This is a genomic window from Citrobacter sp. U14242 (genome assembly GCF_046555775.1).
In the GTDB taxonomy this organism is placed as follows: domain Bacteria; phylum Pseudomonadota; class Gammaproteobacteria; order Enterobacterales; family Enterobacteriaceae; genus Citrobacter.
The window spans coordinates 84477-101037 of record NZ_JBKGLW010000010.1 but is presented as its reverse complement, the minus strand read 5'-3'; the positions used below and the strand labels follow the sequence as shown (position 1 = coordinate 101037).

Below are 16561 nucleotides of genomic sequence, written 5' to 3'. Positions count from 1 at the left end.
TGACTTAATGATTAATTTGAAAGCAGTTATTCCGGTAGCGGGCCTCGGGATGCACATGTTGCCTGCCACAAAGGCCATCCCAAAAGAGATGCTACCGATCGTTGATAAGCCGATGATTCAATACATTGTCGACGAGATTGTAGCTGCAGGTATCAAAGAAATCGTTCTGGTAACGCATGCGTCTAAGAACGCGGTTGAGAACCACTTCGACACTTCTTATGAACTTGAATCGCTGCTTGAACAGCGTGTTAAGCGCCAGTTACTGGCCGAAGTGCAGTCCATCTGCCCTCCAGGCGTGACTATCATGAACGTTCGTCAGGCACAATTGCTTGGTCTGGGTCACTCTATTCTTTGTGCCCGCCCAATTATCGGCGACAACCCTTTTGTGGTGGTGTTACCTGACGTCGTTCTGGATACGGCGAGTGCGGATCCACTGCGCTACAACCTGGCCGCAATGGTGGCCCGCTTTAATGAGACCGGGCGTAGTCAGGTGCTGGCAAAACGTATGTCTGGCGATCTTTCCGAGTATTCCGTTATTCAGACCAAAGAGCCTTTAGACAACGAAGGTAAGGTCAGTCGCATCGTTGAATTCATTGAAAAACCCGACCAGCCGCAAACCCTTGATTCGGACCTGATGGCCGTAGGGCGCTATGTGCTTTCTGCTGATATTTGGGCGGAAATTGAGCGTACGCAGCCTGGTGCGTGGGGGCGTATTCAGCTTACGGATGCTATTGCTGAGCTGGCGAAAAAACAGTCTGTTGATGCCATGTTGATGACAGGCGACAGTTACGACTGTGGTAAAAAAATGGGCTATATGCAGGCATTTGTGAAGTACGGACTGCGCAACCTGAAAGAGGGGCCGAAGTTCAGGGATCAAATTTTAAAACTGCTGAGCTAGTGCCACTGCTACCCTCATTGCCTACGATTTGAACCGGGTATCGCAGCAGTATATGTAAAGAGTAATGATTTGTCTGATACCCGCAGCATGCTGCTATAAATGTTTTTTTATAAATTTCAAATACTAAAAAAGGTAGATCGGTAAGAAATTACCGGTCCGCCGTAGGACATTTTTCTTGTCTACACAGTGAATAAATAAGAGAATATTCGTTTGAGATATTCCTTAATCCGTTGAGGGTTATCTGCAATTTGTTTGCCCAACATAAAATGAGCAGTGTCCTGGTAGCTGTAGAGCCAGTGCGGTAGCGTGCCCATTTCTCATTGAGCGACGATGAAACTCTTCCGTTGGTTTAGTATAAAACATTGATATTTAAGGATTTAAGATGTTACTTCCTGTGATAATGGCTGGTGGTACCGGTAGTCGTTTATGGCCGATGTCGCGCGAGCTCTACCCAAAACAGTTTCTTCGTTTGTATGGACAGCGTTCAATGCTGCAAGAAACAGTGCTTCGCCTGGATGATGTCGATGCACGGGAACCGGTAGTCATTTGCAATCAGGAACACAGATTTCTTGTTGCGGAGCAACTAAGACAAATTAATAAGCTCTCGCATAATATCATTCTTGAGCCCGTTGGCCGCAATACTGCGCCAGCAATAGCACTGGCAGCATTAAGTGCAATAGAGAATGGTGATGACCCAATTCTTCTGGTATTAGCCGCAGATCACATTATTAACAACAAACCGGCATTTCACCAGGCGGTAAAGTCAGCATTTAAATTTGCCATGCAGGGGCGCCTTGTCACATTTGGGATTGTACCAACCGGTGCAGAAACAGGTTATGGCTATATTCACCGTGGTAAGGAAGAAGTCCTTGGTGAGAATATCGCTTATCAGGTTAGCCGTTTCGTGTAAAAACCGAACAAAGAAACCGCGGAAAGTTATTTAGCGTCTGGCGAATATTACTGGAACAGCGGAATGTTCATGTTCCGGGCCAAGAAATATCTTGAAGAACTGGAAAAATTCAGACCCGATATTCTTGAATCCTGCAAGGCGGCAATCCGCGGTTGCAAAGATAGCGATGAATTTATCAAGATCGATCGCGATCTGTTTATCGCATGTCCGGATGAATCCGTTGACTACGCGGTCATGGAGAAAACGACAGATGCTGTCGTCGTTGGGCTTGATGCAGACTGGAGTGACGTGGGTTCCTGGTCGGCACTATGGGAAGTGAGCCCTAAAGATAAAAAAGGTAATGTCCTGACGGGCGATACCTTCATGCACAACGCAAATAACTGCTATATCAACACTGATGAAAAATTGGTCGCAGCTATCGGTGTCGATAATCTGGTGATCATTAATACAAAAGATGCTGTACTGGTCGTTGATAAAGATCAGGTGCAGGATGTTAAGAAAGTTGTTGAGTATCTTAAAGCTAATCATCGCAGTGAATATAAGCGTCACCGGGAAATATACCGTCCGTGGGGGCGATGCGATGTGGTGGTACAGACTGAGCGTTTTAATGTAAATCGAATCACCGTTAAACCGGGTGCAGCGTTTTCGATGCAGATGCATCATCACCGGACCGAACACTGGGTTGTGCTTTCTGGCACAGGTGAAGTGACGATTAAAGATCAAAAATTCCTGCTGACTGAAAACCAATCAACCTTTATTCCCATCGGAGCACAACATCGACTGGAAAACCCAGGCAAGATTCCATTGGAACTGCTTGAGATCCAATCCGGCTCCTATTTAGGGGATGATGACATTATTCGTATTAAAGACCAATATGGTCGTTGCTAATTTTGAAGGTATAAAGATCTATGTCTAAGCTGACTTGTTTTAAAGCCTATGATATTCGTGGAAAATTAGGCGAAGAATTAAATGAAGATATTGCGTATCGCATTGGTCGCGCATACGGTGAATTCCTCAAGCCTAAAACAATCGTGGTGGGCGGTGACGTTCGCTTAACCAGCGAGAGCCTGAAACTGGCATTAGCGAATGGCCTAATGGATGCGGGTACTGATATCCTCGATATTGGGTTAAGCGGGACAGAAGAGATCTATTTTGCAACCTTCCATCTTGGCGTTGATGGCGGTATCGAAGTTACCGCCAGCCATAATCCGATGGATTATAACGGGATGAAACTGGTTCGCGAAAATGCGAAACCTATCAGTGGTGACACAGGATTACGCGATGTTCAGCGTTTAGCCGAAGAAAATAATTTCGCGCCTGTTGATGCCCAACTGCGCGGAAGCTACAAGAAGATTTCTATCCTGGACGCTTATGTCGATCACTTAATGGGCTACATTGATTTCGCGAACTTCACTCGTCCAATGAAGCTTGTGGTTAACTCTGGCAATGGTGCTGCAGGCCATGTCATTGACGCAATTGAAAAACGTTTCGTTGCTGCTAATGTTCCCGTTACATTTATTAAAGTCCATCATCAACCGGATGGCACTTTCCCTAACGGGATCCCTAATCCTCTGTTACCAGAATGCCGCAAAGACACTGCCGATGCTGTTAAAGAACATGGCGCCGATTTAGGGATCGCATTTGACGGCGATTTTGACCGTTGCTTCCTGTTTGATGAAGAAGGGCAATTTATCGAAGGCTATTACATTGTCGGTCTGTTAGCCGAAGCATTCTTACAAAAAGAACCAGGTGCGAAGATCATCCATGACCCGAGACTGACCTGGAATACTATCGATATCGTGACTAAAGCTGGCGGCATTCCTGTGATGTCTAAAACGGGCCACGCCTTCATCAAAGAGCGTATGCGTAAGGAAGATGCGATCTACGGTGGCGAGATGAGTGCACATCACTACTTCCGCGATTTTGCATATTGCGATAGTGGAATGATTCCGTGGCTTCTGGTGGCAGAGTTGATTGCTAAAAGCAACTTATCGCTTGAGACGCTAGTGAGCGAGCGTATGAATGCATATCCTTGTAGTGGTGAAATTAACTATAAGGTCAACAATGCAAGTGTAATGATTGAGGCAATAGAGCAGCAATACGCGCTGATGGCGGAGCAAATCGATAAGGTCGATGGGTTGAGTATGGAGTTTTCTGACTGGCGGTTTAATATCCGTACATCAAATACTGAACCCTTATTGCGCTTGAATGTTGAAACAAAATCTAATACTGAAAAAGTTAAACTAAAAGTTTCTGATTTAGAAGTCTTCATCAAGTAAAGGTGAAACAGTGAAGGTTATAGAATTAATATGGGAGTATCGGGGTTTTATTCTCGGTAACATTAAAAGAGAATTCCAGTCAAAGTACCGAAACTCCTTGCTTGGGGTAACCTGGAGTGTATTAAATCCACTATCAATGATAGTGGTGTATACAGTTATATTTTCTCAAGTCATGCGGGCAAAATTACCAGGTGTTGATTCACAATATGCTTATAGTATCTATATATGTGCAGGTATTTTGACATGGGGATTGTTCTCAGATCTTGTACTTAGATCTCAAAATATGTTTTTGGATAACGCCAATCTTATAAAGAAAATCAATTTCCCCAAATTATGTTTACCTGTTACTGTAGTTGGTAGTGCATTAGTCAATTTCTTTATCATATTTTCTTTATTTACGATATTTTTAATTGTAACTAATGACTTTCCCGGTCTTGCCTATTTCGCTCTTATTCCAGTGCTCATTGTTATGATAATACTTGCTATGGGAATAGGTATTATTACTGGTGTCTTAAATGTATTTTTTCGCGATGTTGGGCAGTTTTTTGGTATTGTTTTGCAATTCTGGTTTTGGCTGACGCCGATTATATATCCAGCAACAATTTTGCCTGCAAGTATTCATCCCCTAATGAAAATAAATCCTATGGCTAGCGTGATTGAGGCATGTCAAAAGATTTTAGTGAGTGGAGTTTTCCCAAATTGGCTTGGATTAATCTACCCGCTTAGTCTTGGTATCGTACTTTGTTTCATCGGTTTGCATTTGTTTAGAAAACATATTGGTGAAATGGTGGATGAATTATAATGGGTAGCATTACTGTTAAACAATTATATAAAGAATACAAAAGTTACCCAAATAAATGGGGGCGATTAATTGAGTGGTGTGGGGTTACCAATAAAAAGAGGCACAAAACCAAGTCTGTCCTTAATGATATTAACTTTACAATCGAAGCCGGCGAGTCAGTAGGAATCATTGGCGTAAATGGTGCAGGTAAAAGTACCTTACTAAAGTTAATCACTGGCACTACACAACCTAGCCGTGGTGAAATAAAAGTAAATGGACGCATAGCAGCACTACTAGAGCTAGGTATTGGGTTCCACCCGGATTTTTCAGGTCGCCAGAATGTGTATATGGCTGGTCAACTGTTGGGCTATTCCACTGAAGAAATTGATAGTTTATTCCCTGAAATTGAAGCATTTGCTGAAATTGGAGAATATATTGATCAACCTCTAAGAATGTATTCTTCTGGGATGCAGGCCCGCCTTGCATTCTCGGTAGCCACGGCGACAAAACCGGATATACTTATTGTCGATGAAGCGCTATCCGTGGGCGATGTGTATTTTCAGGCAAAATGTTATTCAAGAATTGCGGAGTACAAAAAACAGGGGATGACTCTGTTACTTGTTTCCCATGCTGTGATGGACATCTCCAAGCAATGTGACAGAGCTATCTTTTTAAAGGCAGGCAAAGTTTATGCTGATGGTCCTTCCAGAGAAGTCGTTAATCTATATATGGATGACTTGTTTGGTAAAAAGAAAGAGAATATTGCCAATAATCAAGATAATGAAAGCTCTGTAATTAAAATTAATCAAGATTCAGAAGATCTCTATCATACACGCCCTGGATATCTGAAAGAGGAGCATCGCTGGGGACAAGGTGGTGCAAAAATTATCGATTACCTGACGGTAAGCGGTGGTGTAGAATATCCAACTGTAATCAATACTAATGATAAATTAGATGTTTATGTGAAAGTACTTTTTGAAGACGATTTTGAGCATGTTACTCCGGGGATTTTGCTCAAAAGTCTTGAAGGTGTATTTATCTATGGAAGTAATTCATACCTTTCCACAAAAGGGAAAATATTACCCACTGGGAAGTCTGGTCATATTGTAGTTTATAAATTCAGTATGAACTTATGTTTAAATGAAGGGGCCTACCTACTCTCGCTTGGGCTTTCGTCTGGAGATCCGACAAAAACAACGGATCCTATCGATAGAAGGTACGATTCTATATTATTAAAAGTTACAAACCGTGTCCATATGTGGGGATTGGTTGATATGCAGGCTGATTTTGAACAGATCGAGGAATTTATTTAATGACATATAAAGAACAATCAATTTCAGAACTGGTAGAGCAATTACCAGAGGTTTATCAGCCAATTTTTAAGCATCCTGAATTTAATGCGCAAGCATCTCGAACTCGTGCCTGCTTTGATAGATTAGAAACTATAACATCGATTTATGACTATATTTCCAAGGATAAAGGACGTCCTTTAAAAGTGCTCGATTTAGGCTGTGCACAAGGATTCTTTAGTCTGAACTTAGCTGCACGAGGCGCTAGTGTTACAGCTGTAGATTACAGCCAGCCAAATATTAATGTCTGCAATAAATTAGCAGATGAAAACGTTGGCCTCAATATCGAATTCTTGCTAGGTAGCATCGAAACAATTGTTCGGGAAAGAGTTAAAGAGCAAGAGTACGATCTTGTTCTTGGGTTAAGTGTATTCCACCATTTAGTCTATGAGCATGGGGCTGATTATGTTTTCGGACTTTTTGAAGAGTTGTCCAGTAAGGTTGAAACTGGCATTTTCGAGTTTGCGTTAAATTCAGAACCATTGTATTGGGCTGATGCTCAACCAGAAGAACCTCGTCAACTGATTGAGAGTTACACCTTTAACCATAATTTATCGATGCATGGTACACATTTATCGGTAGTAGAGCGTCCTTTATATTTCGCCAGTAATAAATACTGGAGCGTTGGTGGAAACTACGGTGTTATTGAGCACGCAATGCGTAGATCACACCAGTTGGATAATTATTATCACGGGGATAAGCGGCGTTACTATTTCTCAGATAATAAAATTATCAAAATTTTCTTAAAAGACGCTACCAATTGTAATTTTAATGAGCTAAAGAATGAATCAGTTTTCCTGGAAAGAAAAATTGAAGGGTTTCGTTCTTCAGATTTGCTCTGCTATGGTAGCAATGAAAGTGAGTCATGGTTAGTTAGAACTTTAACACCAGGTCGTTTGTTATTAGATATCATTCTGGCAAGTGATAAGTACGATGATGAGAAGATTGTCGCCGATATTCTTGAACAGATAACTCTTCTTGAAGAAAATGGTTTATATCATAACGATCTTCGTCTCTGGAATATTTTATTGGGAGATGATGGGAAGGTTCATGTAATCGATTATGGTTCTATCTCTAATCGCATTTCTGATGGCGATGATCTCTATGGACAAATACTGTCATTCTTTGCTCTCATTAAAGAAATAGCACATCATAAAATTCGGGAACAAGAGAGCCAGCGGCCACAGTTTATATCTCCTCATGATTTCCCAGAAAAATACAAAAAATGGCTCGCAAAGGTATGGCTTCTGCCGGGTCATCAATGGAATTTTAAGAATATATATGCAGCCTTCCTTGATCAGAATGAGGTCAATGACGATATCCCTGTATCAGCCATTCTGGAAAGCTATCTGTCATCAACAATAAACCATATGAATTGGCAAATTAAGCTTATCCAGAATAAAATTGCCACTTGCGACAGTAACGCATCTATTCATAATCATGAACTGGATGTGAAACTTTCGGCTAAAATCGATAATCTTAGTGAGAAAATTGATGATACTAACAATCGTATCACAGGAATAATAGATGGGAATAACATTGAAAACCAATTACGGAACGAGCTTAATTTAGTCTATGCAAGTACTTCCTGGAAAATAACTTATCCTCTGAGGTTGATATCTAAGTTAGTAAGAAAAGTGTTATGGTTCCGTGGGTGATTTCAGGAGAAAATCATGTTGCAAAAGATAAGTAAAGACATCATTTCTGCTGCGAGAATCTTTTTCGAAAATCGTCCACTGCTGAAGCAGCGTGTTGTGCTTTTTTTGAATCGCTATCCTAAATTAAAAAGTAGAATAAAGAGGAGAGTACAAGGGAACTATGATTATACTCCCCCTTTAACATTTTTTTTAAATGAGACTTCACCTAAAGAACACGATAAAGTAGTAGAGCAAGAAGTCTCTTTTGTTCTTAAAAAGAATGGTATCCATGAGAATAAAAAATCAGTACTTGAATCATGGTTCTATTAATTGATGGTTGTATAGACAATGAAAAAAATACTTGCTCTTAATTTTTATCCGGCATTTGTACCGATCTCTAATGGTGGTGAGTCTAAACTTTATAATTTTTATAAAACACTAAGTAATTATCATCATATAACCTTACTTACTTCAACTCATCCTGGCGGAAGTGTCGAAATAATCTCTCATACAGCGACATTTGTTGAGAAAAGAATTCCAAAAGATAATTATTTTGATCAATGCTGGAGTGAGCTTCAGAATTATGTTTCTGAAGGGCAAGGGGATCTTTCAGCTCCTGCTTTAGCTGCTAGTGCAAAATATCCTACGACGTTTCTGGCTGCGTACCTTAATGAATATGATTCAGCAGACATCATTATTCATGACTGCCCATTTACTATTGATTACGATATTTTTATAGGCATTGATAATAAGCCGAGGATCTATAATTCTCAGAATTGTGAAACGGATCTTTACCATACGCTTCATCAATCTGAAAAATCACAGCCTATAGTTGAACTTGTCGCTAAAGCAGAAAAAAGACTTTTAAGTAATGCCGATTTGATAATGTACTGCGGTGAAAGTGATTATGAATCATTTAAGAAAATCGCGCCACATAAAGAATCTGTAATGTTTTATTCACCTAATGGCATGGTAGACCATCATCGAACGATACCCCGTCGAATAAAAAGAAGTAAACATTCAGCTGTATTTGTTGGCAGCGCACATTTACCAAACGTAAGAGCAGCAACTTACATTGCAAAAGAAATCGCACCTAAATGTCCTAATATTATATTTGATATTATCGGCAACTGTTTACCAGCGGGTGATTACGTTCCAAATGTTATTAGACATGGTCGTGTTTCTGACGCTGAAAAAAATAGGATATTTGAAGATGCAAGTATTGCATTGAACCCTATGGAGTCTGGTAGTGGTTCTAATATCAAAGCATTAGACTACTTTTCTTATGCACTTCCGATCTTATCGACTCCTTTTGGTATGCGAGGGTTTAATACTGAGCCAGGCAAAAATGTCATTGAAGGCTCACTGAATGATTTTCCGGCGTTATTGAATAAGTATCTCGCTGATGAAAATTTTGAGAATACCGTTGAGATCGGTCTTGCAGGAAAGTCACTTGCTAGTGAAAAATATACGTGGGATGCGATTGTTACTAACTTCCTTCCTGAACTCGATAGGTTAATATCGCAGCCAGGCAGTTACACCTTAGTCCTTAATGATTATAACTCGTTTGCGACTGTTGGTGGTGGAGGAACTCGTACACGGGGACTCTATCAAGCTGTTAATAGTATTTCTCCAGTCGTTTTTCTTTGTTTCTCAGACGATAATAGGTTGTCTGTAAGTGAATACAACGAATATACTCATGTAATAGCTGTTCCTAAATCGCCAGATCATCGTAGAGAGGTTGATGATCTAAATGCACAATTTCACATTGCTTGTGATGATATTATTGCAAGTGTGCATTGTGCTCAAAATAACCTATTAGTTGCTATCTATAATATTCTTAAAAAATCGGCTCGGTTCATTATTGTCGAACATCCATATATGGCACCGTTACCCATTTTTTATCATGACAGATTTATTCATTCCTCACAGAATGATGAAAGAAATCTAAAGACCTCTCTATTAGAATGGCATCCTAAGAAAGACTATTTGATTGATATCGTTACGTCTGTTGAAAAGAAAGCAGTTGAGTATTCTGCTGCAACGATCGCCGTTTCTGATGATGATGCATATAGTCTTTTAGTTGGTAAAAAAACAGCAGGGCCAATGATTGTTGTTCGCAATGGCTCTCAACTGCCGGTAGATATCACTGGTAGTGTCTATAAACATGTAACGTCTAAAATTTCGAAAAAATCAGCAGTGTTCCTTGGCTCAGCACATATGCCTAATGTGGATGCAGTCAACTTTTTATTAAAAGAAGTGGCACCTAAGTGTCCTGATGTTCAATTTAATATTGTTGGTTCAGTTTGTAATTCAATCAGTGTTGTGCCGGGTAAGAATGTAGTTATGTGGGGCATCGTTGATGAAGAAACGAAATGCGCTATCCTTCAAAATTGTCTATTTGCGGTAAACCCTGTTATTTCTGGAAGCGGTTCTAATATCAAACTGGCAGATTTCTTTGCTAATGGATTGTTTGTTGTTAGCTCAAAATTCGGTTTGCGAGGTTACCCTGACAGTATTCAAAAACATATCGCTCTTGCAGAGCCTGAAGGTTTTCCGGATGTGATAAATACTTTATCTATTTCAGATGGAGTTTTCACTGACGAGATGAAAGATGAGCGCAAAGCCATTTTCCTTGACGAACTCTCAATGGTAGGTATTGCCAAAAAATTTGTTGATTTGCTCGTGAATCTGGAGAAGCCAAAGCGTAGAGTACTTTTTGTCACTTATCGCTATACTTATCCTGAACTGGGCGGTGCAGAGGCTCATTTAAAACGCTTTCTGAAGGCGCTTGGTGATACACAAGAATTCGAAATTGATGTCGTCACCACCGAGGTTAGCAAAACAAATAACCATGCACGTTTCGCGGAGCAATATGAGTTTGATGCTGGGGTTGGCGCACCAATTGAAATGCCTAACCTTCGGTTTGCTAGATTCCCTGTAGATAATGCTCCTGCCTCAGACTTAAGTGAAGCATTGAATTTGGCGTGGCGTGTTCAGCCTGTATTTGAGAAGGCTATTGTTCAGCATACCAATAAATTGTTGTTGGATGGACTTGCATGGGGATGGGCAGATCTGGAAGGGGAGGTTCCAAACCATTATCGCTGGAGCTACTCTTCCTGTGCAATCAATGTTGTAAAAACGAGTAAGGTAAAATTGACCGGCTATTCTCCGGAAAAGTCATTAGTTACTTTACAGTCTCCAAATGGATGCATTTATCTTACTCAGGAAATAGAGCATAGCTTTATACTTGAACTTGAAGCTGACGCAGGTCTATTGGAAATTGTCACATCCAGCAGATTTATTGGGGGGCAGGACCCTCGACCGTTAGGTTTTATTCTGAATGGATTGACAATCGATAACGTTTCTATCGATCTCGCCCAGCCAACGCTTGCCGACGCTAAGTCGATACCACCAGAGACTGTTTTTGATGTACTGTCTACGGCTGCAGAGCAAACACGTTTTCCATTAGGTGTCAACCTAACAGATATAAGAGGTCCGCACTCTTCGTCGATGGAACATTATATTGCTACTAACATTGGTAAGTACGATTTGGTAGTAACGCACAACATTGTTTTCAAACCAGCGGTATTTGCTCTTGACTTGGCGAAACAGCATAATGTGCCTTCATTATTGATACCGCACGCGCATCTGGATGATGACTATTACCATTTCCCAGATTTAATTAATGCTGCGCGAAAAGCAACAAAAGTCCTCGCTGTACCTAAAGCTGCGAATGCTTTCTATGTTGAAAAAGGGTGCTGCTCTGAATATCTTCCGGCCGGTGCCGATACTGATGAAGAGTTCCTTGAGAGCGATCGCCATGAGTTTGAAAGCGTGTATGGCAGTGATGATGAATTCGTTCTGGTCCTGGGGCGTAAATCCGGAGCTAAGGGTTATCGTTCAGTAATCCAGGCTGTTGAATCTATTAACCAGTCTGGTAAAAAACTTCGATTAGTAATGATTGGTCCGGATGATGACGGTTTAATGATCACGTCCCCATACGTCTCTTATTTGGGGAGGCAGCCGCGCTCAGTGGTGCGTGGTGCATTGATGTCTTGCCTGGCTCTGGTAAATATGAGTTCAAGCGAAAGCTTTGGTATAGTATTACTCGAAGCCTGGTTGGCCAGAAAGCCGGTGATCGCCAATAAATCTTGTGTGGCATTTCATGATATGGCTGTTGATCAAGAAAATGCCCTGATGGTGAGTCACGAAGAGCTACAGGATGCTTTGGTGCGCTTAAGAAACGAGCCGGCTCTGTGCGAGCGCCTGGGGAGTAATGGTTTTGAAACAGCTCAAAAATTTAGCTGGAAAGTGGTTGAAAACGACTTTGTAAATATTTGTCGTAAAGTAGCTCGATAAGACTTCTCTTCACATTGTTACATTGTCACTAATTATTAATAAGAGATTGATAGATTATTATGAATATAGCGATTGTTACTGGTATTACGGGTCAAGATGGTGCTTATCTGGCAGAACTGCTGCTTGGTAAAGGGTATAAAGTATACGGAACATACCGACGTACCAGCTCTGTCAATTTCTGGCGTATTGAAGAGTTGGGCATTGCACAGCACCCGAACTTGACTTTGGTTGAATACGATCTGACTGACCTGTCTGCTAGTATCCGCTTGCTGCAGCAAACTGAAGCTACTGAGATTTATAACTTAGCTGCGCAGAGCTTCGTCGGTGTATCTTTCGAACAACCGATTACTACAGCAGAGATTACGGGTCTTGGTCCAGTAAATCTTCTGGAAGCTATTCGTATCGTTAATCCTAAAATTCGCTTTTACCAGGCATCAACGTCAGAAATGTTTGGTCTGGTTCAGGCTGTTCCGCAGAAAGAAGATACTCCGTTCTATCCGCGCAGCCCATATGGCGTAGCGAAACTGTATGCTCACTGGATGACCGTGAACTACCGTGAGAGCTATAATATTTTTGCATCAAGCGGAATCCTGTTTAACCACGAATCACCATTACGTGGTCAGGAGTTTGTAACGCGTAAAATCACTGATTCTGTTGCAAAAATTAAGCTGGGAAAACTTGACGTTCTTGAACTCGGTAATATGGACGCTAAGCGTGACTGGGGTTATGCCAAAGAGTATGTAGAAGGAATGTGGCGTATTCTGCAGGCAGAAAAACCAGATACCTTCGTACTGGCAACTAACCGTACTGAGACTGTGCGCGACTTTGTCAGCATGGCTTTCAAAGCTGCTGGATTTACACTGCGTTTTGAAGGTAAGGATGAGGAAGAAGTGGGTATTGACACCGCAACTGGAAAAACGTTGGTTCGTGTAAATCCAAAATTCTTCCGTCCTGCTGAAGTCGATCTACTAATTGGTAATCCAGCTCGTGCAAAAGAAATTCTGGGGTGGGAGCCAAAAACTTCGCTGGAGCAGTTGTGCCAGTTGATGGTTGAGGCAGATTTGCGTCGTAACCAGCAAGGGTTTTCATTCTGATGTTCGGCGCCGGCAAACATGCTCTGGTGACAGGGATTAATGGTTTTACCGGCCGCTATGTGGCAGCGGAATTATCCGCTGCCGGATATCGGGTATTTGGTATTGGCGCAATGCCTTTTGATCAACCAGATTATTACCAGGTTGATCTAATGGATACTGCGAAATTGCAGGAGGTTATTCAGCTCATACAACCAAACGTTGTTATACATTTGGCCGCTATCGCTTATGTTGGGCATGGTGATGCAGATGCTTTCTACAACGTCAATTTACTTGGAACGCGCAATTTATTGCAGGCTTTGAGTACCTGCAGCACCATCCTGGATGGTGTGCTTCTCGCCAGTAGTGCTAACATTTATGGAAATGGTACAGCAGGGCAGCTGAATGAATCTGCGGCAGCAAATCCAGCGAACGATTATGCCGTCAGCAAGTTGGCCATGGAGTATATGTCTCGATTGTGGATGGATAAACTACCAGTATTCATAACGAGGCCATTTAACTATACCGGTGTTGGTCAGGCGGAAAACTTTCTTCTGCCAAAGATAGTTAAACACTTTAAATCAAAATCACCGACGATCGAGTTAGGTAACATTGATGTTTGGCGCGATTTTACGGATGTTCGTGCACTAAGCCATGCTTATGTCAAATTATTACAGGCGAAACCAGTTGGCGAAGTTATTAACATCTGCTCTGGCCGTACATATTCACTGAGAAAAGTTATTGAACTTTGTGAAAAAATAACCGGACACCATCTGACCATCCAAATTAATCAAGAATTTGTCCGGGCAAATGAAGTTAAGACACTTAGTGGGGATCCATCTAAACTACAATCATTTATTCCAGATTGGAATGTCCCACCACTCGAAGATACCCTGCGCTGGATGTTGGAAAACGAGTAATGAAAGTCATATTTGGAACTGATGCAATAAAATACCCATTAACAGGTATCGGTCGCTATGCATTTGAGTTGGCTAAATGTTTATCTGATGCTCCAGAAATATCTGAATTACTTTTTTTAAATGGGCATCGACTTACTCAGCAAATGCCCGTGGCTAAAGAAAATAGCTCTTCAACAGAAGGGCTTAAAAGTTTAATAAAAAAGAGTCGACTGGCTTCGGAAGTATATAGGCTCACAGCACCATGGTTGAAGACAAATGTCTTGAGAAATCATAAGGATGCGATTTATCATGGGCCGAACTTTTATCTGCCACCGAAGGTAGAGCGCTGTGTTGTCACGTTTCATGATCTTTCTGTTTTTACTTTACCGCAATGCCATCCTCCTGAAAGAGTTAGGTATATGCGTAAAGAGCTTTTACAAACGGTAAAGCGAGCATCAGTATTTATTACAGACTCTGATTTTACCAGATTGGAACTGATTAATTATTTCAATATTTCTGAAGGTAGGGTATTTACTGCAAAATTAGCATGCAGTGATGAATTTAGGCCTCGCCATGAAGAAGATATAACTTCTGTTCTCGGAAAATACGAGCTTACCTTTAAAAAATACACCCTGTTTACTGGCTCGATTGAGCCGAGAAAGAATATTACGACATTGCTTGATGCCTACGAACGTCTGCCACTGTCACTGAGAAAGCAGACTCCTCTCGTTATTAGCGGCTTCAAAGGGTGGAACAGTGATACTCTACATCGTCGATTTGAACAAGGTAAACGAGAAGGGTGGCTGCGCTACCTGGGATTTACGCCGTCAAGCGATTTACCTGCACTCTATGCCGGTGCTGTTAGTTTTTTATTTCCATCCCTCTATGAGGGATTTGGGCTACCAGTATTGGAGGCAATGGCATCTGGGACTCCGGTTGTTTGTTCAAACAGCTCTTCACTTCCTGAGGTTGCAGGTAGCAGCGCTTTAATGTGTGATGCTATGGATGTTGAGACACTTACGTCTTTAATTATGAAGAGTCTTACTGATACGGAATGGCAGGATAATGCCACTAAAAGTGGATTATCCCATGTTAACCAATTTTCATGGAAACGATGTGCAACTGAAACGGTTGCTGCATATAAACAGGTGAAGTAAGATTAATGTTGAAAGTACTGCATTTTTATAAGACATACTATCCAGATACTTTTGGTGGCATCGAGCAGGTTATCTACCAGCTAAGTGAGTCTGGGGCTGAATATGATGTTGAATCAACCGTACTTTCTCTAAGTAAACGCGGGGATATTGATAATCAAAAAATTGGTAAGCAGCGTGTCTTCTATGCAAAAACTAATTTTGAAATAGCCTCAACACCATTCTCTCTATCTTGCATTAAAAAATTTAAAGAACTAGCAAAGCAGGCAGATATTATTCATTACCATTATCCATTCCCCTTTATGGATATGCTGCATTTTTTATGCCGAATCAATAAACCAACAATTGTTAGTTATCATTCTGATATTGTTAAGCAGAAGTTTTTTTCTCGGTTATATTCGCCTCTAATGAATCAGTTTCTCAAATCAGTTGATTGTATTGTTGCTGCTTCTCCAAACTATGTAAAAACCAGTATTGTATTACAAAAGTTTGAATCCAAGGTAAAAGTTATACCTTATGGTTTAAATGAGAAATCTTATCCAGGTATCAGTAACGAAAAACTCAAATTTTGGCGAGACAGGTTTGACGGAGGTTTTTTCCTGTTCATTGGTGCATTTCGCTATTATAAAGGGTTACACACTCTTCTGGAAGCGGCACACACTACTTCGTTACCCATAGTTATTGTTGGTGGTGGAGGGATCGAAAGTGATATAAAGGCGAAAGCAGAAGAGCTTAATCTTACTAATGTGCATTTTGTTGGCTCATTACCCGATGAAGACAAGGCTGCATTACTAAAACTATGCACCGCTATTGTTTTTCCTTCACATCTTAGATCGGAAGCCTTTGGTATTACTTTACTCGAAGGTGCAATGTATGGAAAGCCGCTAATCTCATGTGAAATAGGTACAGGTACAAGTTTTATTAACCTTGATGGCTACACTGGCTTTGTTATTCCACCTAACGACCCCGTGAGATTAAGGCAGGTAATGCAAGAACTATACTCGAATCCTGAATTGGTTGAACGATATGGTTCAAATGCATATGCCAGATTTAAAAGTTTATTTACATCGAAGAAAATGTTATCTGATTATAATGATATATATCAAAGCATTGTTTCAAAGAAATAGTTATCTATAGCATATTCCTGGTGCGCATTGTTAATTTTTATATTCTGGATTGATTTTTTGTGTTCCCCAGTGGTCTTCAGAAAAATAACCTGAAT

Annotated in this window: 11 protein-coding genes and 1 pseudogene; all 12 read left to right on the top strand. The window is 40.9% G+C overall.

Going from position 1 to position 16561, the window contains the following annotated elements:
• The first annotated feature begins 7 nt into the window (after positions 1 to 7).
• The 12 genes and pseudogenes from galF (at position 8) to ACLJXE_RS17460 (ending at position 16466) form a co-directional block, all read left to right on the top strand.
• Positions 8 to 898, top strand: a complete 891-nt coding sequence (gene galF / locus ACLJXE_RS17515) for a GalU regulator GalF (RefSeq protein ID WP_410751530.1) — start codon at positions 8 to 10, stop codon at positions 896 to 898.
• 382 nt (positions 899 to 1280) lie between these two features.
• Positions 1281 to 2696 (top strand): annotated as a pseudogene (locus tag ACLJXE_RS17510) (mannose-1-phosphate guanylyltransferase/mannose-6-phosphate isomerase).
• A 20-nt stretch (positions 2697 to 2716) separates the two neighbouring features.
• Positions 2717 to 4087, top strand: coding sequence for a phosphomannomutase CpsG (gene cpsG, locus ACLJXE_RS17505; protein WP_410751529.1), 1371 nt, complete (start codon positions 2717 to 2719; stop codon positions 4085 to 4087).
• 10 nt (positions 4088 to 4097) lie between these two features.
• Positions 4098 to 4889, top strand: a complete 792-nt coding sequence (locus tag ACLJXE_RS17500; RefSeq protein ID WP_410751528.1) for an ABC transporter permease — start codon at positions 4098 to 4100, stop codon at positions 4887 to 4889.
• A complete protein-coding gene (locus ACLJXE_RS17495; RefSeq protein ID WP_410751527.1) occupies positions 4889 to 6181 on the top strand; it encodes an ABC transporter ATP-binding protein in 1293 nt (430 codons plus the stop codon). The genes ACLJXE_RS17500 and ACLJXE_RS17495 overlap by 1 nt, the downstream gene beginning before the upstream one ends.
• On the top strand, positions 6181 to 7875 hold the full coding sequence (locus tag ACLJXE_RS17490; RefSeq protein ID WP_410751526.1) for a methyltransferase domain-containing protein: 1695 nt from the start codon (positions 6181 to 6183) through the stop codon (positions 7873 to 7875). Before ACLJXE_RS17495 ends, ACLJXE_RS17490 begins: the two co-directional genes overlap by 1 nt.
• A 15-nt stretch (positions 7876 to 7890) precedes the next feature.
• On the top strand, positions 7891 to 8184 hold the full coding sequence (locus tag ACLJXE_RS17485; RefSeq protein ID WP_410751525.1) for a hypothetical protein: 294 nt from the start codon (positions 7891 to 7893) through the stop codon (positions 8182 to 8184).
• Between the two features lie 18 nt (positions 8185 to 8202).
• On the top strand, positions 8203 to 12216 hold the full coding sequence (locus ACLJXE_RS17480) for a glycosyltransferase (RefSeq protein ID WP_410751524.1): 4014 nt from the start codon (positions 8203 to 8205) through the stop codon (positions 12214 to 12216).
• 59 nt (positions 12217 to 12275) lie between these two features.
• Positions 12276 to 13310 (top strand): GDP-mannose 4,6-dehydratase, encoded by a 1035-nt coding sequence (gmd, locus tag ACLJXE_RS17475; RefSeq protein WP_286628111.1) that lies wholly within the window; start codon positions 12276 to 12278, stop codon positions 13308 to 13310.
• Positions 13310 to 14206, top strand: a complete 897-nt coding sequence (locus tag ACLJXE_RS17470) for a GDP-mannose 4,6-dehydratase (protein ID WP_410751523.1) — start codon at positions 13310 to 13312, stop codon at positions 14204 to 14206. Before gmd ends, ACLJXE_RS17470 begins: the two co-directional genes overlap by 1 nt.
• Positions 14206 to 15342 carry a glycosyltransferase family 4 protein gene (locus ACLJXE_RS17465; RefSeq protein ID WP_410751522.1) on the top strand — a complete coding sequence of 379 codons (1137 nt, stop codon included), beginning with the start codon at positions 14206 to 14208 and terminating at the stop codon, positions 15340 to 15342. Before ACLJXE_RS17470 ends, ACLJXE_RS17465 begins: the two co-directional genes overlap by 1 nt.
• A gap of 5 nt (positions 15343 to 15347) precedes the next feature.
• Positions 15348 to 16466, top strand: a complete 1119-nt coding sequence (locus ACLJXE_RS17460; protein ID WP_410751521.1) for a glycosyltransferase family 4 protein — start codon at positions 15348 to 15350, stop codon at positions 16464 to 16466.
• Positions 16467 to 16561: the final 95 nt, after the last annotated feature.

Bases quoted from the DNA above. Each gene is read 5' to 3' on its own strand.
- galF (WP_410751530.1), top strand. From the start codon at position 8: ATGATTAATTTGAAAGCAGTTATTCCGGTAGCGGGCCTCGGGATGCAC.
- cpsG (WP_410751529.1), top strand. From the start codon at position 2,717: ATGTCTAAGCTGACTTGTTTTAAAGCCTATGATATTCGTGGAAAATTA.
- ACLJXE_RS17495 (WP_410751527.1), top strand. From the start codon at position 4,889: ATGGGTAGCATTACTGTTAAACAATTATATAAAGAATACAAAAGTTAC.
- ACLJXE_RS17490 (WP_410751526.1), top strand. From the start codon at position 6,181: ATGACATATAAAGAACAATCAATTTCAGAACTGGTAGAGCAATTACCA.
- ACLJXE_RS17485 (WP_410751525.1), top strand. From the start codon at position 7,891: ATGTTGCAAAAGATAAGTAAAGACATCATTTCTGCTGCGAGAATCTTT.
- ACLJXE_RS17480 (WP_410751524.1), top strand. From the start codon at position 8,203: ATGAAAAAAATACTTGCTCTTAATTTTTATCCGGCATTTGTACCGATC.
- gmd (WP_286628111.1), top strand. From the start codon at position 12,276: ATGAATATAGCGATTGTTACTGGTATTACGGGTCAAGATGGTGCTTAT.
- ACLJXE_RS17470 (WP_410751523.1), top strand. From the start codon at position 13,310: ATGTTCGGCGCCGGCAAACATGCTCTGGTGACAGGGATTAATGGTTTT.
- ACLJXE_RS17465 (WP_410751522.1), top strand. From the start codon at position 14,206: ATGAAAGTCATATTTGGAACTGATGCAATAAAATACCCATTAACAGGT.
- ACLJXE_RS17460 (WP_410751521.1), top strand. From the start codon at position 15,348: ATGTTGAAAGTACTGCATTTTTATAAGACATACTATCCAGATACTTTT.